Origin of the sequence: Bacteroides sp. (assembly GCF_019417265.1) — a bacterium.
Classification (GTDB): domain Bacteria; phylum Bacteroidota; class Bacteroidia; order Bacteroidales; family Bacteroidaceae; genus Phocaeicola.
Genome location: NZ_DXVR01000002.1, coordinates 1 through 23506, shown reverse-complemented (window position 1 = coordinate 23506; position 23506 = coordinate 1). Strand labels below are relative to the sequence as shown.

Genomic DNA, 23506 nt, shown 5'->3' with positions numbered 1-23506 from the left:
TATATATTGTGGTTACATTTGTACCAAAAAATAATAAGTATAGAGTAATATGGAACTGATAACCAGAACCGAACTGCCTGCCGGACAGTGTGAAATAAAGCATTCTGACAGATTGTTGCTCATGGGCTCATGCTTTACTGATAACATAGGAAACAGACTGTCCGATAGTAAATTCCGGTGTGATGTAAATCCTTTCGGCGTGCTTTATAATCCGATGTCTATTTTTCAGGCATTGAATGAACTTGTTGACAGAAAGGTGTATTCTGATGATGATGTAATGGAGTCACGCGGAGTCTGGTTCAGCCTGATGCATCACAGCTCTTTTTCTTCTCCTTCCAAAGAATTGTGTCTGGAGAACATTAATACACGCATCAGTTATAGTTCCGACTTCCTTGCCAAAGCTGATTGGCTCCTTCTCACTTTTGGGACAGCCCGTGTCTATCGGTTGAATGAAACCGACTGTATAGTAGGCAACTGCCATAAACTCAATGAGAAACTCTTTTCACGCAGCCTTCTTGAAGTAGAGGATATTGTCAGTTCATATACTGCTCTGATATCTAAAATCAGGAATCTGAATCCTGACATAAAACTTATGTTTACTGTAAGCCCCATACGTCATGCCAAGGATGGGATGCACGGCAATCAGATAAGCAAATCCGTATTGCTGTTGGCTGTAGACAAAATCTGTTCGTCCAATTCCGGATGCTTTTATTTCCCGTCTTACGAGATTATGATGGACGAGTTACGCGATTACCGTTTTTATGCCGACGATATGCTGCATCCTTCTTCGCTTGCCGTAGACTATATATGGGAAAAATTTTCCGAAACATATTTCAGCAAACCTACCATGGAAGTTATAAAATCGTGGAATGAAATAAACCGTGCTCTGGGACATAAGCCTTTCAATCCGGAAAGTGAGGCATATGGTAAATTTTTAAGTCAAATACTGTTAAAAATTGGAGCACTAAAGGAAAAATTCACGTACTTAGATGTCGAAAAGGAAATAGAATTATGTCGAACACTATTGAAGAAATAACCTCTGTATTAAATGCAGAACGTATAGGAAATACGGAAGCAGCGATTGACTGGATACTTACAGACAGCCGTTCTTTGTGCTTTCCGGAAGAAACGTTATTTTTTGCCCTTAAAACCAAGCGCAATGACGGTCATAAATATATAGACGAACTTTATGAGCGCGGAGTAAGGAATTTTGTGGTAAGCGATATCCCTGAAAATATATCTGAATATAATGAATGTAATTTCTTAAAAGTTTCAAATCCGCTCAAGGCTCTCCAAAAATTGGCTGCAAACCATCGCGAAAAGTTTGATATTCCTGTAATCGGAATTACCGGAAGCAATGGCAAGACTGTGGTCAAAGAGTGGCTCTATCATATTATCAGTCCGTATAAGGTTGTGACACGCTCTCCGAGGAGTTATAACTCTCAGATTGGTGTGCCTCTTTCCGTGTGGCTGCTGAATGAAAATACAGAGATTGGAATATTCGAAGCCGGTATTTCCGAAATTGGAGAGATGGAGGAACTTAAACCTATCATACGCCCTACGATTGGGGTAATTACCAATATCGGTGGTGCTCATCAGGAGAACTTTACATCTGTGCAGGACAAATGTATGGAGAAACTCCAGCTGTTTAAAGACTGTGATGTAGTGATATACAATGGCGACAATGATATGATAAGCAGTTGTGTCGCAAAGTCTTTGTTCGGTGCACGCGAGATAGCATGGTCCACTAAGGATATAGAACGTCCTCTGTATATCGAGAGCATAGAAAAGGCCAGTGACCATACGGTAATCAAATACCGCTATCTCGGTTTTATGAAGGAATATCGCATTCCTTTTATTGACGATGCATCAATAGAAAATTCTATAAACTGTCTGGCTGTAGCCTTATATCTTATGATTTCTCCTGAGGATATAGCCGAGAGAATGCTTACTCTTGAGCCTGTTGCCATGCGTATGGAGGTTAAGGAAGGAAAGAACGGCTGCATACTTATCAACGACAGTTACAATTCCGATTTTGCCTCTCTTGATATAGCGCTTGACTTCATGTCGCGCCGAACTGAGGACAAAGGCAGAAAACGTACTCTTATTCTTTCCGATATATTGGAGAGTGGGCAGACCAGCAAACTTCTTTACAGACAGGTTTCGGAGTTGGTGCATAATCGCGGTGTGGATAAGATAATAGGTGTAGGGCCGGAAATTTCAGCCTCTGCATCACACTTCCAGATAGAAAAATATTTTTTTAACAAGACATCAGAACTTATAGAGTCCGGCATACTCGACACTTTGAGGAATGAAGTCGTTCTTATCAAAGGTGCACGTATATTCCATTTCGACGATATCACAGACTATATGGAACTTAAGGTGCATGAAACAATCCTTGAGATAAACTTGGGAGCCCTGACAGCCAACCTGAATCATTTCCGTAACAAACTCAAACCGGAAACCAAGATGGTATGTATGGTGAAGGCTTCAGCTTACGGTGCCGGTCCGTTTGAGATAGCAAAGACATTGGAAGAACACAGGGTGGACTATCTCGCAGTAGCTGTGGCCGACGAAGGTGCTGATTTGCGCAAGGCCGGTATTCATTGTCCTATTATTATAATGAATCCGGAACTTACCGCTTTCAAGACAATGTTCGACTATCGTCTTGAACCGGAAGTATATAGCTTCAATATTTTAGAAGAACTTATCAAAGCTGCCGAGAGGGAAGGAGTGAGCAATTTCCCTATTCATGTGAAAATCAATACCGGAATGAACCGTCTTGGTTTTGAGCCAGAACAGTTGCCTCAGTTGGTAGAACGTTTGAAACGTCAGTCGGCTGTGATACCTCGTTCGGTATTCTCTCATCTTGTAGGTAGTGATGCAAGTCGTTTTGATTCCTTTACACGCCGTCAGATAGAAACTTTCGAAGATGCGGCAGCAAAACTTCAGGAGGGATTTTCATTCAAGATTTTGCGTCACATCTGCAATACTGCCGGAATTGAACGCTATCCGGGAGCGCAGTTCGATATGGTACGCCTTGGAATCGGACTGTATGGAATTGACCCATATACAGATAAGATAATTAACAATGTAAGTTCGCTAAAGACCACCATACTTCAGATACACGATGTAAAGGCTGAAGATACCGTGGGGTACAGCCGTAGGGGAATGCTGGACAGAGATTCACGTATTGCAGCAATTCCAATAGGTTATGCGGACGGTCTGAACCGTAAATTAGGTAACGGAAGAGGATATTGCCTTGTGAATGGTCAGAAAGCTCCGTATGTAGGTAATATATGTATGGATGTGTGTATGATTGATGTAACAGATATAGACTGCAAGGAAGGAGATAAAGTGGAAATCTTCGGCGAGAACTTGCCTGTTACAACTTTGGCCGAATGGCTTGATACTATTCCATACGAAATACTGACCAGTGTTTCAATGCGAGTAAAAAGGGTTTATTATCAGGACTGATTCGTTAGGCTTACCTTATAAATCTGTTGTCCGACAGCTGTCAAACGTATGTTTGACAATAGAAATGAAAGGCAAAAAAAGTCTGCCTATCCCGTATTTGGAACAGACAGACTCTAAATATGACTTATATACCGTTATTATCTCATTTCAGTATATTTGATTTCGTCTTTATCGCTGTACTTCAAGTTTTCACCAGCCATACCCCAGATGAAAGTATAGTTGCGAGTACCTGCTGCAGCGTGGATGCTCCATTCAGGAGAAGTGATAGCCTGTTCGTTCTGAAGCCATACCAGACGTTCTTCTTTAGGTTCACCCATCAGGTGGCAGATAGCGTTACCTTCTTCAACATTGAAGTAGAAGTAAGCTTCCATACGGCGAGTGTGAGTGTGAGCAGGCATTGTGTTCCATACAGAACCCGGAGCCAATTCAGTAAGCCCCATCTGCAACTGGTTAGTACCACCGTTCTTTACTCTTTCAAGAACATCTTTTACGATAAGCTGGTTTACTACACGGTCGTTGCTGTCTTCCATCTTGCCGTAGTGGTCAGAGATAGCCAAAGCATATTTCTTAGGCTGAGCTTTCTGTGCTTTAACGTCAGTTGTAATCAACTGTGTAACGTACTGTTTGTAAGCAGGAGCAGAGTTGATATAGAATTTAGCAGGTTTGCTTGCATCGTTACTCTTGAAAGTAACTTCTTTGTTACCGCAGCCAACGTACAATGCTTCTTTATATTTCATCGGATATTCTTTTCCGTCAACAGTTACTACACCGTCACCACCAATGTTGATAACACCAAGTTCGCGACGTTCAAGGAAATAAGTGATTTCAGGACCAAGTTCACGGAAAGTTTCAAGTTTCAAAACCTTGTTTACCGGCATTACACCACCGTAAATCAGACGGTCATAAAGTGTATAAGTTAAGTTGATTTCGTCCGGAGCCATTACTTTTTCCATAACGAAAGCGCTGCGCAAACGTTCTGTATCATAATGCTTAACATCCAGTGGATGGCAAGCTGTTTGCACTTTGTAGTTCATCTGTGCGTTTGTAGAGATGGCTGCTAAGCCCATCATCATTGCTAATGCTAATTTTTTCATGTTTTTGTTGTTTTATTTAATTTAGGTTATTACGATTAATTATTGCTGTGAGCTTTTGCTTCCTTGATAATGCGTGTTCTGTTATAGATAGCCATGATAAGTGCGATAGCTACCAATGCAGCAGAACCTACATACTTGAAGTTGTAAATCAGATGGAAGATACCCCATGAGAAGATACTTGAAGCGAAGTCCAATGCACCACCCTGGAATCCGTCAGGAATCTTAACGGCAGCATCGCCTGTCTTGATAAATACATCGTGAGCAGCCTGAGTAAAGAATGGAGCCAAGTCTGTTACGAAGTACAAACCTACGATGAGGCTAACCAATCCGATAAGGAATGTTTTCAATACGTTACCCTTAGTGATAGGAAGTACGGCCGGGAACAGGTAGAACATTCCGGCAAGTGAAGCCAATGGAAGGAACTGATTTCCCGGGAGTATAACTGAAAGGAACAATGCAACAGGAATAAGAAGAAGTGATACAACCAAAGTTGTTGGATGACCGATAACCAATGCAGGGCTCATACCGATGTTAAGGTTGGCGCTGTTCTTGAATTTACGTGCGATAAGCTCACGTGTAGCATCCGAAATAGGACGAAGACCTTCGATGAACAATGAAGTGATACGTGGGATAAGTTCCATTACGGCACCCATCTTGATTCCCAATCCGAGGATGGCAGGTATATTGTCTACTATTTCCTGACCGTTTCTGCATGCGAGCATACCGATACCGCAACCTACAACGATACCAAGGAAAAGAGGCTCACCCATGATACCGAATTTCTTCTTCATACCTTCAGCGTCGATATAAAGCTTGTCGAATCCCGGAATCATATCCAGAGCTTTGTTGATAACAAGTGCGAAAGGTACAAATCCCTGACAGAATGGCTGAGGGATAGAGATACCGTCCATCTTGTCGTAATATCCCTGGAACTGTTTGCAAGTAAGGTCTGCCATAACAAGTGTTATGATGTAGCAGATGATGGCAGCAAAGAATCCCCACCAGATGTTCTCTGTAGCGAAATATACCACAGCACCGATGAAAGCAAAGTGCCAGTAGTTCCAAAGGTCGATATTGACAGTCTTGGTTGTTTTAGTAAGAAGCATTACAATGTTTACAGCCAAACATACTGGAATGATAAATGCTCCTACAGAAGTGTTGTATGCCACAGAAGCTGCAGCAGGCCAACCCATATCAAAAATACCTAAACTTAAACCGTAAATTTCGGTTACTTTCTTAAGTGGGTCACCCAAACTGCTTGTCAGCAAAGCTGTCACTACAGACAAACCTACGAAACCGACACCCACTAACAGACCGCTCTTGAGAGCTTTACCAAATTTAATTCCGATACACAAGCCTAGGATTGTAAAAATGATAGGCATCATCACCGCAGCACCCAGCCCGATGATGTAACTGAAAACTTGTTCCATGCTTTGTTTTTTCTACAGTTTTTACTCTAATTAAGATTTAGTTATTTATTTTATTTGCCAAAAATAATGTGTTTTATTTTAATTTCCAACCGAATACCTTTCTATTTTTGACTATTTTAAGTATTTGGGCGATATATAACATAATTTTTCGTTATCGCACACGGATGCTGTGTTGTATTAATGACATTCAGACAAAAAATATCACATGTATTAATTTTTCAATACATGTGATATTCTATTAGTTGGAAATGTAATCTTTATATGTGTTAAAGTTTATAGTCCCATTGTTCAAGTGCGAACGACCAATGTTTTTCCACCAGTTCTACAGTTTCAGGTTTGTATTGGTATTTGTTCTTTTTGTATCCTTTTTTCCGGCTTACATAAGCTTCTATTGCATAACGAGCGTCATCAAAGCCCGGCAATGATAGTTTTCTGTATATTTCTTCTGTCATGTCGAAGGCATTCTGCTCATAGTCCTCAAATTTTACTTCCACGAGATTTCCTTCAGGAATGAACTTCTTGTCTTCTTCATATTTATGGTATAACTTGGAATAGACAGAAAGTATATTTGCCTGCAGGTCTTCATTGCTGATGTTTTGTAACATCAGAGGCTGGATGGTGTTTGTAAAGAAACTTCTTGTTGACTCAAACACAGTGTATGGATTACGCATAAGATAAATAAACTTTGCGTTAGGGAACATCTTTACCAATTCCTTCACTCGTCCTGTGTGAGGAGGATTTTTACTTAGGAATTGTGTTCCTTTGGTATTCCATAATGATATTTTTATAAGCTTTGTGAAAGTTTCCTCGAACACCTTAAGTTCTTCTTCACTGATGTCGTTGAAGAGCAGATACTTGTCTGCATATTCCATCATGTGCTTAGGCAGGAACCAGAAGTTGTAGTATGTGTACGGCATCATGTTTGCTAATGCAAATTCTTCTTCCTGAGGCAGGTCTACGGCCAGTTCCATATTGTCTGTAGGACGCTTGTCGGGCATAATCCAGCTCATATTCTTCTTGAAGAAAGGCTGTCCCCACATCATCAGATGAGGGAATACAGTCTGGTAAGTAGTATTATATCCGAAGTGTTTGTCGCATGAGAATACATTGTGCATGAATGTAGTTCCGCTGCGCCAGTGTCCCAAAATGAATACCGGGTCATGCTCAAGCGGCTTGTCGGCAAGCAGCTTTTCGTATTTATTGTCCTGTAGCGGTTTGAGTGTAGACAACAGACGGCATACAGATTTTGTAAGTCTGTATTTGTTCTTGAATTTGTCGTCTATCACTCTTCCATTAGTTATCTGATTGAATGTCTTCCAGTCAGCTCCCACTAACGGATTGACAGGTAATTTACTGAATTCTAATAATCCCATTTATTAGTATGTATTAGTTATTTTCTGATTTCTACATCAATGCCCTGACGGGAAAGTTCCTTGACTGCCTTTTCTATAGCCTCATAGTGCTCAGAAGCAATACCGAGTTTAGGCAAATCCAGAACAGGCAATGCCATCTGGTTGTGCATATCCTTGTCGGCCACCTGATTGATAATCATACCTACAGCACTTGTATTGTTTGTTATAGGGTCTATAAGTATGAATGCGCCTGTAGCCTTGTTGTCAGAATATGAATCGAAGAACAGCTCCTTGGATGAAGTAAGAACCACTTTTGCTATCTGGTTCAGTTGCATTGGAACATCTTCCTTAGTCAGGCGGCCGTTTTCAACACTCAGGTGTTCCATAGTGTTGATATCCACCTTATATTCTATGCTGTCTATGCGTGTACGGCTTGTGTTTGTAGTATGTTTCAGGAAGAATGATTTCTCCATGTCCATCTTTTCTTCGTCCATCCATACAAGCATAGCCTCGAAGTTACGTCCTACCATAGGGAGATTGTCCGGATGTACAAGCATTTCTCCTCTTGAAACGTCGATTTCATCTTCCAAAGTAATAGTTACAGACATAGGAGGGAAAGCATAGTCTATCTCACCTTCGTATGTAACAATGCTCTTTACATGAGATTTCTTGCCTGAAGGAAGAGCCATGATTTCGTCACCCTTGCGGATAACACCAGAAGAAACCTTTCCGCAGAACCCACGGAAATCGAGGTTAGGACGCAGAACGTACTGTACCGGATAGCGGAAATCTTTCAGATTGTGGTCGTTGCCGATATGTACGGTTTCAAGATACTCAAGCAGCGATGTACCTTCGTACCATGGAGTACGGTCCGACTTTTCTACCACATTGTCACCTTCAAGGGCTGACAGAGGGATGCACTGTATGTCAGGAATATTCAGCGGCTCAACAAAAGCTTTGTAGTCGCTTACAATCTTGTCGAACACTTCTTTTGAGAAATCCACAAGGTCCATCTTGTTTACAGCCAAAACCACATGTTTGATACCGAGCAGAGATACTAAGTAGGAGTGACGTTTGGTCTGAGTGATTACTCCTGTACGGGCATCTACAAGGATGATTGCAAGATTGGCTGTAGAACCACCTGTAATCATGTTGCGGGTATATTGTTCGTGTCCCGGAGTGTCGGCAATGATGAACTTACGGTTGTTCGTAGAGAAATATCTGTATGCCACGTCTATTGTGATACCCTGTTCGCGTTCAGCCTTAAGGCCGTCGAGAAGAAGTGCATAGTCGATGTGTTCGCCTGCATTACCTACACGCTTGCTGTCGCGTTCGAGTGCGTCAAGCTGGTCTTCGTAAAGCTTTTTGCTGTCGAACAGCAGACGTCCGATAAGAGTCGATTTACCGTCGTCCACAGAACCTGCCGTAAGGAAACGGAGCAAGTCCTTCTGTTCGTCTTTCTTTAAGAATTCCTCTATGGACATATTTCCGCGAGCTTCGCCTTCCATAGGGTTTCCTGATTTGTTTTTATCTAAAGTTTCCATTTTACTCGATTAATAATTAAAAGTGAATAATGAACAATTAATAATTATAACAGAGGCGTTTTTAATTATTAATTCTTTAATTTTTAATTATCTAAAAATATCCTTCGCGCTTTTTCTGCTCCATGCTGGCTTCCTGGTCGAAGTCAATCACACGGGTAGTACGTTCGCTCTTTGTAGTTGTCATCATTTCCTCCACAATCTTCTCTATTGTGTCAGCTTCGCTTTCAATAGCTCCTGTAAGCGGCCAGCATCCAAGAGTACGGAAACGTATCTTTTTCATCTCTATCTTGTCTTTGTACTGTTCAGGCAGACGGTCATCGTCAGGCATGATAAGCTGTCCGTCAAGGTTGATTACCGGTCTTTCCTTTGCAAAATAAAGAGGAACGATAGGAATATTTTCAAGACGTATATACTGCCATATATCAAGCTCAGTCCAGTTGCTCAGAGGGAATACGCGGATACTTTCACCTTTTCTGATACGCGCGTTGTAGATGTCCCAAAGCTCAGGACGTTGGTTCTTTGGGTTCCACTGATGGAACTCATTTCTGAAAGAGAATATACGTTCTTTCGCACGCGATTTTTCCTCGTCACGGCGCGCACCTCCGAATGCAGCATCGAATTTGTATTTATCGAGTGCATTAAGCAGGGCTTGTGTCTTCATCAGGTCTGTGTGAACCTTACTTCCGTGAGTAAAAGGTCCTACACCGGCTTTGAATGCCTCCATATTGCTTTCAACGATAAGGTTCCAGCCATATTTCTTGGCATATTCATCGCGGAACTGAATCATTTCTTTGAATTTCCATTTGGAGTCTATATGCATAAGTGGGAATGGAACCTTGCCCGGTGCAAAAGCTTTTTCAGCCAAACGTACCATTACAGAAGAGTCCTTACCTATACTGTACAGCATGACAGGGTTCTCAAATTCAGCAGCCACTTCGCGTATGATGTGGATAGACTCAGCTTCCAGTTCTTTCAAGTGGCTAAGTTTATATTCTTCGCTCATATATTTAGTTTTTTAGTCTTTTTTGAATGAAATTTTAGGCAGTATCAGTTCTAAAAGTTTGTTTACTGATTCCTCTACACTCAGTTTTGAAGTATCTATAGACAGGGCCGGATTTGCCGGAGCCTCGAAAGGAGCGGATATACCTGTGAAGTTCTTTATCTCTCCGCGTCTTGCCTTTGCGTACAGACCTTTCACATCTCTTCTTTCGCATTCTTCTATAGGAGTACTTACAAAAATTTCGAGGAAGTTTTCCTTTCCTATTATGTTTGCAGCCATTTCGCGTATGTCATTGTTCGGACTTATGAAAGCTGCAATGGTTATAATGCCGGTATCTACAAACAGTTTTCCTATTTCTGCTATACGACGGATATTTTCCACTCTGTCCTCTTCCGAGAATCCAAGGTTGTTGTTTATACCGCTTCGGATATTGTCTCCGTCTAATATTCTGCACAGCAGTCCTCTTTTCTGCAGTTCTCTTTCCAGGGCTATTGCTATAGTACTTTTGCCAGAGCCGCTCAGTCCGGTGAACCATATCATCACACTATGCTGATTGAGCAGTTCTTCCTTGTCTGCCCTTGTCAGCATTCTGTCGAATATAGGATATATGTTATTGTTATTTTCCATTTATATATTGGTTTTATTAATTTCTTTCTTAGAATGGCCATATCTGCGGTATCAGCAATACCGAGATGATGAATGTAATGATATTCAGCGGCAGACCTATGCGCACAAAGTCAGTAAACTTGTAATTACCGATACCCTGTACAATCAGGTTCGTCTGATATCCGATAGGGGTGGAGAAACTTGCTGAAGCAGCCACACATACTATTACGAAGAACGGCATAGGACTTACTCCAAGCTGTTGCGACAGCGACAGTGCAAGCGGGAAGGAGAGTGCTGCTGCGGCATTGTTTGTTATCAGCTCCGTGAAAATATTTGTTATTATAAACATTGCTGCCAACAGTACATACGGTCCATAGCTATGGCTGAGAGCTATTATTCCGCTTGCTATAAGGTCGGAAACTCCCGAGTTCACCATAGCCTTGCTTATGCCGAAAGCACAGGCAATCGTAATCAGCACATCCCATGATATGTATTTGGTATATTTGCGTGGAGGGAATATCTTTGTCCATGCCATTATAACAGTTGTCACAGACACGAAGAAAAACATATCCAGCTTGATACCTTCAGGCAACATCTTCTGTACTGCAGGAAGTTCACCTACAGTAGCTCCGATTATCATAATCAGTAATAATGTAAGAGCCAGCCATCGTTTCTTCTTTCCTACCGGTTCCACGTCCTTGCCGTTTGCAAGCATGATAAAGACTGACGATTCACCCCATGTCTTGATGAAGCTGTCGTCTGCCATAATCACCAAAGTGTCATTCTCGCGGAAGTGCATCTTCGACAGATTGGTATATGTATTACCGTTTCTTCTCAGTTCCTTGATTTCAGCACCATAGTGTCGTTTGAAATCGAAATCAGAGATACGGCGGTTGATACCCGGAAAGCGAGCACCTATCACTGCCTCTATCGGGTGTAGCGACGGGTCTTCTTCTCCGGATATAATCTGGTCCGGACGCTGTGCCGGGAGCAGTTTCTTCGAAAAAATGAACAGATAGATTATACCTGCCAAAGCAATGAAAATTCCTACCTTTCCTAATTCAAACATGCTGAAACCTTTCATTCCTGCATCCTGTATCATACTGTGCATCACTAAGTTGGTAGATGTTCCTATCAGTGTACACATACCTCCCAATATAGTGACATACGATAGTGGTATAAGGAAATAAGTGGCAGGCAGTTTGACATAGTTCGCCCACCTTTTTATTATAGGTGCAAAGATTACCACCACAGGAGTGTTGTTGAGGAATGCGGATATAAAGGCTATGCTTGGCAGCATTCTCAGCTGAGCCTTGAATACATTTATATTCTCCAAAGGCAGAAGCCTCTTTATCAGCTTTGTGAGTGCACCGCTTTGTCGCACCCCCTCGCTCACAAGGAACAGCATAGCTACTGTTATCATACCCTTGTTGCTGAAACCCTCAAGCATCTCTTTCGGTGTGAGTATTCCGGTACACAGGAAGATTACAAGTACGGAAAACAGAATCATTCCCGGTCTCATCTTGTCGGCTATAAGAGCAGCAAGCATTCCCACAAGTGAAACAAGAACTATGATTATTTCGTGTGACATTTTCTTGCTCTCTTATCTTATTTGGCTATGAACCAAGGATTTAATAAATCTTCTTTATTATATGACAGCGGTGTCTGCTCGTCTGTGTGATACACTTCCTTGCCGGCAGCACGTATTATGGCATGTCCTGCAGCAGTATCCCACTCCATTGTAGGTGCAAAGCGCGGATATATGTCAGCCTTACCTTCCGCTATCAGACACAGTTTAAGGGAACTTCCCTTTGACACCGTTTCTATATCATTGTGAAGTCCTTTCATCTTTTCTATAAATTCCTCAGTTTCCGGAGAAAGGTGTGAGCGGGATGCCACTACAACAAACTTCTCCCTATCTTCTTTTAAAGGTAATTTCACAGCCTTGTCTGCCAATGAAGAGAATGTCTCATCTTCAGATACGGAACTTATGTTTTCCACCTTGAATGCACCACACTCGCAGTCGCCAAAATACAGTTCTTCCTTTACCGGAATATAAATCACCCCGGCTTCCGGTGTACCATTTTTGACGTAAGCAATATTTACGGTAAATTCTCCGTTCTTCTTGATGAATTCCTTTGTTCCGTCCAATGGGTCTACTATCCAAAGTTCATTCCATTCCTTTCTGCTTTCAAACGGAAGTTTCTTTCCTTCTTCGCTCAGCACAGGAATATTTGTAGCCGACAGTATTCCACTGATAACTTCATGAGCTTTCCTGTCAGCTATTGTCAGAGGCGAGTTGTCCGCCTTCTTTTCTATTTCAAAATCAGCATTAGGGTTCGTATATACACCCATAATTTTCGCACCTGCTTCTATTGCAGCACGGATTGCGAACATTAATATATTCTTATCCATAATCTATAAATCGCTGTAAAATAAGTACTTTTTTTCTAATGATAAATAGTTGAAAACTCTGATTTCCTGGACAACGTTAAGTTTTATAACTTATTTTAAGATATAAAACATCATAATTGAACCGGTTTTGAGTGTTTCCACATTCTGTACATGTAGTAAGCACAATGAGTTACGGCAAAGACAAATGATATTGTCAGCAGCGTTTTATCGGCTTCCCAGCCTACTGTCTGCTGATGCCACAATCCGGTTATTATGCTCATGACAGATAGCGATATACCCATGATATTCAGTACCATATCACCCTTTCTTATCTTTACTCCGTTTTCCAGCTTGCTGTGTCTGATACCGTATGATGCATATACATCCAGCCCTATAAGCATCCACAGTACGAGTCTTATCCATGTATCTGCAGGTAAGAAACACATCATGCACAGGCAAGTCAGTATTCCTAATATTGGAACAACCGGCACGAAAGGAGTCTTGAATGCACGTGGGACATCAGGCATCGTTTTCCGCACTACAAGTATTCCGGCACAAACCAATGTAAATGCAAGCAGAGTACCTATACTTGTCATTTCGCCTGCCACCTGTGCAGGTACAAATCCGGCCAAAAGGCTTACCACTACCATGAATAACAAATTGCTGTGTACCGGTGTTCTTGTCTTTTCGTTTATTTTTGAGAAAAATTTCGGCAATAGCCCGTCGTGGCTCATACTCAGGAACACACGGCTCTGTCCCATCAGAGTTACCATTATCACCGAGCAATATCCGAATAGAATAGCCAATATAATAGCTTTGTTCAGCCATGGATAAGCCGGAGTTATTATTCCTGAAGCATCTGCAGTACCCATATTCTCTATAGCTACAGCCACCGGAGCAATACCTACGTGGCCTTCAAATTCAGTATAGTGTGCCACTCCTGTCATGACACGGGCGAACAGTATATATAGAACCGTACATACCAGTAGGGAAACTAAAATACCTATCGGCATATCCCTCTTAGGATTCTTTGTCTCCTGAGCAGCAGTACTGACGGCATCAAACCCCAAGAAAGCAAAGAATACGATTGCGGCACCGCGGAATATTCCGGAAATACCGAATTCACCCAACTTGCCCGTATTCTCCGGAATATATGGAATATAATTGTCTGCCTGAATGAATTTCCATCCTAAGGCAACAAATACTAAGATTACCGCTATTTTCAGAAAAACGATAAATCCGTTGAAGATGGAACTTCCTGCCGTACCACGCATCAGTATGACACTCATCATTATAACTATAAGTATAGCAGGTATATTGACTATCCCTCCGTCCCACGGGCATGCCGTCAGGTTATGAGGAAGATATATTCCTATATTCTCCAGAAAAAACACCATGTACCTGCTCCAGCTTATGCTGACGGTAGTTGCAGCTACGGTATATTCCAGAACCAGATCCCAGCCTATAATCCAGGCTATCAGTTCTCCCATTGTGGCATACGAATATGTATATGCACTTCCCGACACAGGAATCATGGATGCGAACTCAGCATAGCACAGTCCGGCAAAACAGCAGCCTATTGCAGCTATGATGAACGACAGCGTAATGGCAGGTCCTGTAAACTCTGATGCCACTGTACCGGTTATGGAAAACAGTCCTGCGCCGATGATAACTCCAACTCCAAGCGCCACAAGACCTACCGGGCCAAGTACCCTTTTCAGAGTCTTGCTTCCTGAAGCCCGAGCTTCTGCCTGCAGGCTTTCAATGCTTTTTCTGATGAATAGTCCCATTCTGTTTTAGTTGTAAATGTATTAATATTTAATAGGCCGAGCGGTATTTGCCGTCCTCTTTGTCGTCAAGAATACTCAGGTAAGAAGTGTATCTTGATTCGCTGATATAATGTTTTTCCACAGCCTCTCTCACGGCACATCCCGGTTCATGGCGGTGCGTGCAGTTACTGTATTTACAGTCAGCCGAGAATTTGAATATTTCCTTGAAATAATGTCCTACCTCTTCTTCTTCCATATCGAATGTTCCGAATCCCTTTATACCCGGAGTGTCAATTATGTAACCTCCTCCGTTCACGGGGAACATTTCGGAGAAAGTGGTAGTATGCATACCTTTGTTGTGTACGTTTGAGATATCTCCTGTTTTCAGGTTCTGTTCAGGCAATATTGCATTTATCAGTGTAGATTTTCCTACACCGGAATTTCCGGAGAACAGAGTTATTTTTCCCGCCAAAGCTTCTTTGATATCATCTATGCCTGTATTGTTCAGAGCAGAAACCTTATAGCATTGGTAACCTATGGTGGTATATAAGTTTATAAGCCCCTCCAGATATCTGTTTTCATCCTCCGAGTATCGGTCAGTCTTGTTAAATACCAGGCACACCGGTACGCGGTACGCTTCGGCCGATGCAAGGAAGCGGTCGATGAAGGTAGTCGATGTTTCAGGGTAGTTCACTGTAATAATAAGCATGCACTGGTCAAGGTTTGATGCAATGATGTGCGATTGCTTTGAAAGGTTTGAGGAGCGTCTTATAATATAATTTTTTCTGTCCTCTATTTCTGTGATGAAGGCAGTACCTTCCTGGTTGCGTATGATTTTCACACGGTCGCCTACAGCTACCGGATTGGTGCTTCTGATACCTTTAAGTCGGAAATTGCCTTTGATTTTACATTCCACTTCGCTCCCGTCGTCTGTCTTCACGAGATACCAGCTACCTGTATTTTTTATTACTAAACCTTTGTCCAAGAGATTCTGTTTTTTTATGTTGATGAATAAATGATAAAAGAAGAAACTGCCTGTCTTAAAACCTTGTTTTGCAGAAATCGGGCAGATTCTTCTTTTATATAATGTATGTATAATACTTTTATCGGCGTATTATACAGTCATGATTTCCTTATCCTTGGCAGCAAACATATCGTCAATCTGCTTGATAAACTTGTCGTGTACCTTCTGCAGTTTGGCTTCGCTGTTTTTCTGTTCGTCTTCAGGCATACCGTCTTTAACAGCTTTCTTCAGAGCGTCGATGGCGTCACGACGTGCGTTGCGTACACTTACCTTAGCTGTTTCCACTTCACCCTTACACTGTTTTGACAGCTGTTTACGGCGCTCCTCAGTCAATGGAGGAATTCCGATGCGGATGATTTCGCCATTATTTTCAGGCATAATTCCAAGTTCTGAGTCTATGATGGCCTTCTCAATTACGCGGAACATGCTCTTATCCCAAGGCTTGATAGCTATACTTCTTGCATCAGGAGTAGTTACTGCAGCCACATTGTTGATTGGAACCATGCTTCCGTATGAGTCAACTCTGATGCCGTCTAACAAACGTACGTCTGCCTTTCCGGCACGGATATGTGCCAATGCTTCGTCTAAGTACATGATTGCCATGTCCATTTTCTCTTCAGCTTCGCTGATTATAGTTTTTGAATCTGCCATTATTTTGTTGTTTTTTAGGTTATACTATTATATGATAATAAATTAAGTGAACAAAAGTATGAGTTTTTTTGCTCTTTTGCAATAGTTTATGGATAAATTGATATTTATATAGTCTTTACGGCTAAACAAAATATCCTGTTTCGCTACTTTTGGTGTTATGCGAAACAGGATGTTTCTGCACCAACGGCGGATATATGTGTAGCTATCGCTGAACAATCCGCTCTGAAAAATACATCTATGTTTATTCTTGCGGGCTTCTTTGATAATTGCCAAAGCATCTTCCTCTTTGCCATTATGAATAAGAGCCATAAGATGAAGAAGCCTGTCGGGGTCATGGTCCATTTTTGACTCATCAGGAAAGAAGGTGTTTGCATCAGGATTAGCAGTTAGGAATTTTGATATTGCATCCTTTGCATTTTGGAATATGCCCTCAATTATATCAATGAGTTCACTCTTGGCAGCGACTTTCGTAATCTCGTATGAAGATAGGACTTGCCCTGATAGAGAGTAAGCACCTATTCCACGCAAGCTCAAAGGTTCTTTCTTGTTATCCGATGCATCCCATATATTCCACCACAAATCATCGGCATACATAGGCTTGACGGTGAGCCTGACATCACCGGTCATAAAATACAGACAGAAGAAATAACCGCTCTCTACCGTGAAGTTGATATAAGAACTTTGACGAAAGCCATATTTACGGCTTATGCTACGTCTCGCATCGGCTACCATTTTATGATATTCTTTGTTGATCATCTCGCTATCAATCCAGTTCTTATTCACAAAGTTAATATAATTCTCGCTAAAAACATTACGTTGTCATGTATAATGTGTGTTGACCTAAACGGAAGAGTGGAAAATTATTCTGCAAGAAAAGAAATGTACCTGAATTTAGTTACCTTTGTGTTGAGAAACAAACAGCTAAATATACAATGAAACTAAATAGGAGAAGATTCCGGGTATTTGGAGCGGCTGCAATATTCGTGTTGTTCGCATTGATTTCCATATTCGTATTGTTGTGCCCAATGCCGTCAGATGAATTTGCCTTAAAAGATGAATTGGTTGATTCGCAGGAAAATGTAGAACTGACAAAAGATTTTGAACATCACGTATTTCTTTCAGGCGACACGCTGAACTGCTCTGCGTTGGAAGCATCAGGCTATAATGACTTTCACGGCTGTATAATATCGGACATCTACAATATCGTTGATACCTGTTGTCTTGAATCCGGCGATGAAAAGAATACCGCCACCTATCATCTTGCAATATTGTCGCCCGATTATTTAGACGGGGGATGGAATCTGTATAGCGACAGAGTATTATTGATTAGGAAAGGGAACGATACATTTATCTACGATAATGTAATCTCAAATGAAATATATGATGCCGCACCGTGCGAAAGGTTCTTGATTCCTTCTGAAGATGAGAATGATGGTACTTTTAACCGACTTTGCGATTTTGAGCTTGAATTCAGTGGCGGTCAAGGCTATATAGTCGAGTGGAACATCGGCATTCGTATATTGGATGATAAATTGTATGTCGTGGGATTGAAGATTGGGGAACATAATCCAAGTATTACATATGCCAAGAACGTTGCTTTTGAATATGACGAAAGAGCATTTCCACTCGATAAGTTTGAGCGGTCAATGATTGACACGGTAAGGAATGATAAGGATCCGCTGTATGATTGCCTCATTTCCCACTGAAAACCTCACGATACTGTCCAAAAATGCTAAAGCTGAATGAAAAAAGGCGACATGCGTGGAATGCCGACATTATGCAAACAATGATGCTATATGTTTGGGTGTCACGTTGCAGAACGTTTCCGCATATGAAACACTATTCATGCTCATAAGCATAGAATGTGTCAAAAACACAGCCGCAATTCATATTTTCAGAATTATATAAGTCCAAATAGTGTTTCGTTTCAGTTGAATTGTGCCATTTTGTACTTTTATCGTATTGGATTAAGAACTCGAGAACGGATATTGACAACTTCAAATCCTGAAATTCTTTGGTAATTCTCTCATATGCGTCTGTTTCTGAATTAGCCTTAACAAAAACATATACAAATCCACCTTTTACGGGATTCACCTTATACTTGTATTCTATACTTGCCCAAAAAACCTTCATATCCTTTATCGATTTAGGTTTTGTATCGTTTATCGGTCTGTTTCATTCTATGATATAGGCTTCAGAAGTTAATATATCAACGATATGCTCTGTAGTCTTTATGGCATAGTGTTTCACATTAAGAGAAGAACCATATAACATTCTCATGCCTGTTGCCATCACTTCACTCAAATATATAGAATTACTAACCTCGTATAATGGATGAGAAGTCACTCCGTCCATAATCTCGGTAATTTTGAAATGTTCAAGAGTAACACGATACGCATAGATATTCTTAAATCTTATTGTAATCGTCTGATTATTGTCAAAACGATCAAGTACGATTGCAAGGTCAGAGGCATCATAATCAATCGAATTGATTGAGCACTCACAACCTACTATGTTTAATGGATGATAGATTTCGTTTTTCATCAGAAAGTGTTTATATTAGATTGTCATTACCTCCTGCTTGTAGCGGAATGCCTGGTACATCAAAACTGAATTCTGTACAATCAAATTTAATATATCCTTCCATAGATAAACCAAAATTGAATTGAACGGTATAATGATTCTCGTTTTTCTTGTATGAGAATCCTGTAATAAGAAAGCCTGTACACAGAAAATTATTTATAGAATTTATATTGAATGTATAGTTAGAGCAATAATCACACTTGACCGTTATTGGAGTCTCATTTTCAGTCCAATCAATCAGAAATGTGATAGAATCCCCCTGGGTACAAAAAGCTATGTTGATAATTTGGCTTTCAAACAAATTTATCTTGTCTGTTTCTTCGTTTTTATAAATCATGTCTCGCGTTTCGTTAAAAAAATTACAATCAGCAATATTAATAATCGTTATCGGTCAGTTTCATCGCTTATGTTCTTTAATTGTTCTTCAAGATTCCAATTCGCAGGTTTTTTCTTCGGGTCAGTCCATTTGGCTCCAGAGACAAGCCATTTACTGCGATATTCTGTTCGAGACTCCAGAGTATAATCCTCATTACCCCATTCTACACCGCAACAAGGACAAATATCGTAAGTTGGAGAATTTTTATCCTTTCCCCAAGGAGCGAAACCCAGAGGCAGTCCGCATACAGTGCAATGGTATTTGGAAAAAGTCATGTAATTCAAGATAACAGACTTCCACCTCTCTAAGATGTCGTTTTTAGAATCAAGACGTATCTCTGTAGCTCTATAACCTCTCTCTGATATACCAAGAAATGGATATACTACCGTTATTCTAAATGTCCTACCCATATAACACACTTGTATCGTGTATTTCTTATTCTCTGCATCATATTCAACCCTCTGTACGCAATTACCTTCAGGTAACAATTTCTTTGTTTTTCCGATAGTACGTTCTTGTTTGTACCAATTCTCGTATAAGAACATTCCATTCGAGATTAAGAATACAGTAGACAAGAACAACAAGACAAAAGCAATTACCTCCCAAGACATATTACTGCCATTAGTAAAATGAATGATTAAACATATTGTGGATAACAACAAACTGATTATTACTACCCATAACACAGAGAACAATAGACTATCTGTCAGCGCATATTTGAAAGCCGGATAATACTCTGTTTTCTCTCCTTTCCAAAGTCTCTTATTTGTCAGCTTCATCGTTTATCTGCTTTTCAAAATCAACTTCCTTTCCATGTTCATAATCTTCCAAATAGTCCGAATATTTGTCATCACTGGGAGGGATTATTGTGAAATTTTCGTATAGTTCCCCATAACCTTGGGGGAGGACTTCAAAAGCAATCAATCTTTCGTCTGCCAACTTTGCAATGCAATTTGACAGTCCTGTTGTCACACGAATACTAATAATAGTACCTGCATTTATTTCACAATTATCATATTTATCGTGTTTTGTGTCATCAATAAGAACTTGACTGAACGAACCATTTTTATAACTTATTGCCGTCTTGTCGTTTCTTACAAAATAGGCTTCCATACGTTCAATGCCACTATCATCGGTGATGACTCCAAGACGGCAATAAGTTCTCTCAAAAGTGAAAGGAATTGTTATTTTTTCGACTGAAATAGTTTTAATTGGCGAAATGTAAGTCTTATCTTTTTCTTTTTTCCGCCATAAACATATAAACAAAAATATAGCTAACACTAAATTCATCCACATACCGAAAGATAATCCGTCGATATACATATAACCTTGCTCAATCAGTAAGTCGTTATCTGTCGGTTCCACAATATATTTCATATAGACATAAGTATTTGCCCATGCCAAAAGTTCATATATTGCAATAAGACTAAAAACTATAATGCCTGTTATTTTCTGCCACTTCTTCATAATTCTTATTCTTTGATTATATGTCGGCGTATCTCTTTCAGTATCTTACAGGTCTGCTTTCCTCGTGCCATAGTCAATCTGCAGGTAATTTGAATGTTATTGGGAGTGTAAACAAAGATTCAACAGCCTTTCCATCAAGCATTGCAGAATTGAATTTTGGTAGTGACTTGACAACTCGTAATGCCTCTGTGTCAAGGTCGGGATGTACTCCTTTTATAATTTTGACATTTCCGATAGTGCCGTCAACTTTTACCTGAAATTGAATTACCACACGACCTTGAATTTGCTCATCTATTGCCGTTGGTGGATAAGCAAGATGCCGGGAAATCCATTCCATTAGCTTTTGTTCACCTCCCGGAAAAGTTGCAGGCGTATCAACGAAAGATACTTTGTTTGTACTGTCGGGCATTTCGCCGACAATAACTACCTCATTAGAATCAATTTCGCCTTTTTTTACAGAAACAACATCTTCTACGGGTGGCAGTTCACCTTCCTTTGCAAGACTGTCAACAGTATCTATTTGCTCTATAGGTGCCGAAGGTTCACCTTGTAACGTATTACTTGACTTATTTGATGATGTGCCGTTGCATCCCGACAAAAGAATCAGACCTGCTGAAATACCGGCGAGAGTAACGGCTTTACCTGCGAGGGAGCGGGCACGAAGCTGTTTCTCCAAATAATGCACTTCGGCTTCGCATTTGGGGCATGTGCCGAGGCAGTCGCCTTTGTAGCGACATTCAGAAGTGATATACTCGATGTCGTTTGCTTCGGCTATCTGCCGGCGAATCTCTTTCAAGATTTTGCAAGTCTGTTTTCCTCGTACCATAGTCAATGTCTGCGTATTTGGTAGGTAAATAAATCGAAGTTGTCGAAACCGAGGGTTTCAAGTCTGGAACGGCTTGCCGTGCGGTCGGTTTCTGTGTTGAAATCAGGTATTAACGGTAAGCGGATTATGCAGTCTTTTTGTCTCCCCGAATCAGCTATCAGCCGGAGATTGTCAAGAACAAGGTCGTTTGATTGTCCGGTGTAGCTGTTGTATATCGCAGGGTTCATATCCTTGATGTCGATAATCAGGGTGTTGACCACCGGGAGCAATACCTCAATGTTGACTGATGGTACGTTGAGCGAAGTTTCCAAATTGAGCCGCCATACAGGAGCGCACAGTTCGCGGAACTCCCGGATAAACTGCGGACGCAAACATGGTTCTCCGCCGCCGAAAGTCACACCTCCGTTTGTGGCGATGAAATAAAGCTCGTCGATGCGCACTTCATCATATAGCGATTGCGGTGTATATTCTTTGAATTTTCCACTATCGGCAAGCGATTGCGGATTTAGGCAATATTGGCAGCGGAGCGGACAGCCGTGGAAAGCGACGAGCGTAGTAACACCATCGCCGTCAGTTGAGAGGCGATGTCGTGCAATTCCTATTATTTTCACCGACTGCTTCACGTAACTAATTACCTTAATTTACACAAAATTACGCATTTTACTTGAAAGAATTGCGATTTTGGTGCGGAAATAATTTAAGAACTAACGATTTGATGATTTAGATTATGGGGAAGACAATAAAACAAGTCCATTGTGAACGCAAGCACCCGTTTATAAATACATCATGGAATTATTCCAAATTCCATTTTTTATCCCTACTTTTGTAAGTGAAAAGCACACTATTCTTCTATACGTCATGCATACGCAGATAAAAATTATTTCTGTTACCTATTTGTTGCTTGCAAACACACAAATCTATTTATACAACTATAAATCAAGAATATAACATTGTGCATTGGTTGGTAGCCCACTATAACTACACGCTTCGCTTCCGTAGTTGTGGGCTCTCCCGAGGGGCTGGGCTTTGCCCCGTCCCACTTATGGCTCTGCCCTAAGAACCCGGTCGGAGGCTGTCAGCCCCCAACACCCCTGACCAAAGAGTGACCCTCTCTTTGGAATCTCCGCTCAGAGGTCTCGACCCCTGAGAACCCCGAGCAGGAAGTGACCCTCTCCCTGCACCCTACGATTAAGGCTCCGCCCTAATAACCCTTTCCCTATTGCAAATCTGTAAACATCATCATGCCTATGGCACAGAAGACATCCATCAACATCAAGCCCTGCAACATCGGAAGCAGCGAGGCGCACAACAGGCGGACAGCGGAATACCTCGCACATATCGGCAAGGAAAAGTTCTATGTCCGCACCGACCTCATGGCGGCAAACGAGACATGGGTAGCACCTGATTTCGGCGGCACATCGCTGTCGGAACGCTACAATCAGATAGCCGCGATGGTAAAGGAGAAGACAGGTCGGGCGATGCAGACCAAAGACCGGGAGCGTGTGAACAAGAAGACCGGGAAGGTGACCGTCGTGCGCGGCAGCACTCCGCTCAAGGAGGGTGTCGTGGTAATCAAGGATGATACCACGATGGAGCAGTTGCAGCATTTCTGCGAGGTGTGTAAGGAGCGTTGGGGAATCACGGCACTGCAAATCTTCATCCACCGTGACGAGGGGCATTACGGCACTCCCGGAGATACCGCCACATGGAAGCCCAACCTTCACGCCCATATAGTATGGGACTGGATGAACCACGACACCGGGAAATCCTGCAAGCTGGACGAGAAAGCCATGAGCGACATGCAGACGCTTTTGGCTGAGTGTCTTGATATGGAAAGGGGCAGCTCAAAGGAGCAGACGGGAAAGGAGCATCTTGAACGCGCTGACTTCATTCTTGCCAAGCAGAAGCAGGAA

General features: G+C 41.4%; 21 protein-coding genes and 1 pseudogene. 4 read left to right on the top strand and 18 right to left on the bottom strand.

Annotation, left to right across the window (positions count from 1 at the left end):
* The first annotated feature begins 49 nt into the window (after positions 1 to 49).
* Positions 50 to 1036, top strand: coding sequence for a GSCFA domain-containing protein (locus tag QZ379_RS00715; RefSeq protein ID WP_291557031.1), 987 nt, complete (start codon positions 50 to 52; stop codon positions 1034 to 1036).
* Positions 1012 to 3477, top strand: a complete 2466-nt coding sequence (locus QZ379_RS00710; protein ID WP_291557028.1) for a bifunctional UDP-N-acetylmuramoyl-tripeptide:D-alanyl-D-alanine ligase/alanine racemase — start codon at positions 1012 to 1014, stop codon at positions 3475 to 3477. The genes QZ379_RS00715 and QZ379_RS00710 overlap by 25 nt, the downstream gene beginning before the upstream one ends.
* A gap of 137 nt (positions 3478 to 3614) precedes the next feature.
* On the opposite strand, the gene kduI is transcribed toward QZ379_RS00710, so the two are convergent.
* The 12 genes from kduI to QZ379_RS00650 all read right to left on the bottom strand — a co-directional run bounded on the left by kduI (position 3615) and on the right by QZ379_RS00650 (position 17124).
* Entirely contained in the window at positions 3615 to 4571 is a 957-nt protein-coding gene (gene kduI, locus QZ379_RS00705) for a 5-dehydro-4-deoxy-D-glucuronate isomerase (RefSeq protein WP_291557025.1), read from the bottom strand.
* Between the two features lie 35 nt (positions 4572 to 4606).
* A complete protein-coding gene (locus QZ379_RS00700; RefSeq protein ID WP_291557022.1) occupies positions 4607 to 6001 on the bottom strand; it encodes a PTS transporter subunit IIC in 1395 nt (464 codons plus the stop codon).
* Positions 6002 to 6267: 266 nt separating this feature from the next.
* Positions 6268 to 7374 (bottom strand): sulfotransferase, encoded by a 1107-nt coding sequence (locus QZ379_RS00695; protein WP_291557019.1) that lies wholly within the window; start codon positions 7372 to 7374, stop codon positions 6268 to 6270.
* Positions 7375 to 7391: 17 nt separating this feature from the next.
* Positions 7392 to 8861 (bottom strand): sulfate adenylyltransferase subunit CysN, encoded by a 1470-nt coding sequence (gene cysN, locus QZ379_RS00690; protein WP_291557190.1) that lies wholly within the window; start codon positions 8859 to 8861, stop codon positions 7392 to 7394.
* Between the two features lie 127 nt (positions 8862 to 8988).
* Positions 8989 to 9900, bottom strand: a complete 912-nt coding sequence (cysD, locus tag QZ379_RS00685) for a sulfate adenylyltransferase subunit CysD (RefSeq protein ID WP_291557016.1) — start codon at positions 9898 to 9900, stop codon at positions 8989 to 8991.
* A 12-nt stretch (positions 9901 to 9912) separates the two neighbouring features.
* On the bottom strand, positions 9913 to 10524 hold the full coding sequence (cysC, locus tag QZ379_RS00680) for an adenylyl-sulfate kinase (RefSeq protein WP_291557015.1): 612 nt from the start codon (positions 10522 to 10524) through the stop codon (positions 9913 to 9915).
* Between the two features lie 28 nt (positions 10525 to 10552).
* Positions 10553 to 12094 carry an SLC13 family permease gene (locus QZ379_RS00675; RefSeq protein ID WP_291557012.1) on the bottom strand — a complete coding sequence of 514 codons (1542 nt, stop codon included), beginning with the start codon at positions 12092 to 12094 and terminating at the stop codon, positions 10553 to 10555.
* Between the two features lie 17 nt (positions 12095 to 12111).
* The gene (gene cysQ, locus QZ379_RS00670) at positions 12112 to 12918 is read right to left on the bottom strand and encodes a 3'(2'),5'-bisphosphate nucleotidase CysQ (RefSeq protein ID WP_291557010.1); all 807 of its coding nucleotides are present in this window, start codon (positions 12916 to 12918) and stop codon (positions 12112 to 12114) included.
* A 110-nt stretch (positions 12919 to 13028) separates the two neighbouring features.
* Positions 13029 to 14687, bottom strand: a complete 1659-nt coding sequence (locus QZ379_RS00665) for an amino acid permease (RefSeq protein WP_291557007.1) — start codon at positions 14685 to 14687, stop codon at positions 13029 to 13031.
* A 28-nt stretch (positions 14688 to 14715) separates the two neighbouring features.
* Positions 14716 to 15651, bottom strand: a complete 936-nt coding sequence (gene rsgA / locus QZ379_RS00660; RefSeq protein WP_291557004.1) for a ribosome small subunit-dependent GTPase A — start codon at positions 15649 to 15651, stop codon at positions 14716 to 14718.
* Between the two features lie 129 nt (positions 15652 to 15780).
* Positions 15781 to 16341, bottom strand: coding sequence for a ribosome recycling factor (frr, locus tag QZ379_RS00655; RefSeq protein WP_291556999.1), 561 nt, complete (start codon positions 16339 to 16341; stop codon positions 15781 to 15783).
* Positions 16342 to 16383: 42 nt separating this feature from the next.
* The gene (locus QZ379_RS00650) at positions 16384 to 17124 is read right to left on the bottom strand and encodes a hypothetical protein (RefSeq protein ID WP_291556994.1); all 741 of its coding nucleotides are present in this window, start codon (positions 17122 to 17124) and stop codon (positions 16384 to 16386) included.
* Between the two features lie 149 nt (positions 17125 to 17273).
* Between QZ379_RS00650 and QZ379_RS00645 the strand changes: the two genes are divergently transcribed.
* Positions 17274 to 18047, top strand: coding sequence for a hypothetical protein (locus tag QZ379_RS00645; protein WP_291556991.1), 774 nt, complete (start codon positions 17274 to 17276; stop codon positions 18045 to 18047).
* Positions 18048 to 18180: 133 nt separating this feature from the next.
* Here the strand turns inward: QZ379_RS00645 and QZ379_RS00640 are convergent, their stop codons facing one another.
* From QZ379_RS00640 to QZ379_RS00615, 6 genes are all read right to left on the bottom strand, one after another.
* A complete protein-coding gene (locus QZ379_RS00640) occupies positions 18181 to 18474 on the bottom strand; it encodes a hypothetical protein (RefSeq protein ID WP_291556989.1) in 294 nt (97 codons plus the stop codon).
* A 42-nt stretch (positions 18475 to 18516) separates the two neighbouring features.
* Entirely contained in the window at positions 18517 to 18885 is a 369-nt protein-coding gene (locus tag QZ379_RS00635) for a hypothetical protein (RefSeq protein WP_291556986.1), read from the bottom strand.
* A 423-nt stretch (positions 18886 to 19308) separates the two neighbouring features.
* Positions 19309 to 20079: a hypothetical protein gene (locus tag QZ379_RS00630; RefSeq protein WP_291556983.1), complete on the bottom strand. Its 771-nt coding sequence runs from the start codon at positions 20077 to 20079 to the stop codon at positions 19309 to 19311.
* Positions 20063 to 20767, bottom strand: coding sequence for a hypothetical protein (locus QZ379_RS00625; RefSeq protein ID WP_291556980.1), 705 nt, complete (start codon positions 20765 to 20767; stop codon positions 20063 to 20065). Before QZ379_RS00625 ends, QZ379_RS00630 begins: the two co-directional genes overlap by 17 nt.
* 73 nt (positions 20768 to 20840) lie before the next feature.
* Positions 20841 to 21593 carry an energy transducer TonB gene (locus QZ379_RS00620; protein WP_291556978.1) on the bottom strand — a complete coding sequence of 251 codons (753 nt, stop codon included), beginning with the start codon at positions 21591 to 21593 and terminating at the stop codon, positions 20841 to 20843.
* Positions 21594 to 21595: 2 nt separating this feature from the next.
* Complete coding sequence (locus QZ379_RS00615; RefSeq protein ID WP_291556974.1) at positions 21596 to 22204, bottom strand: radical SAM protein; 609 nt, start codon at positions 22202 to 22204, stop codon at positions 21596 to 21598.
* A gap of 636 nt (positions 22205 to 22840) precedes the next feature.
* Between QZ379_RS00615 and QZ379_RS00610 the strand changes: the two are divergent.
* Positions 22841 to 23506: pseudogene (locus QZ379_RS00610) on the top strand (mobilization protein); the annotation flags it as partial.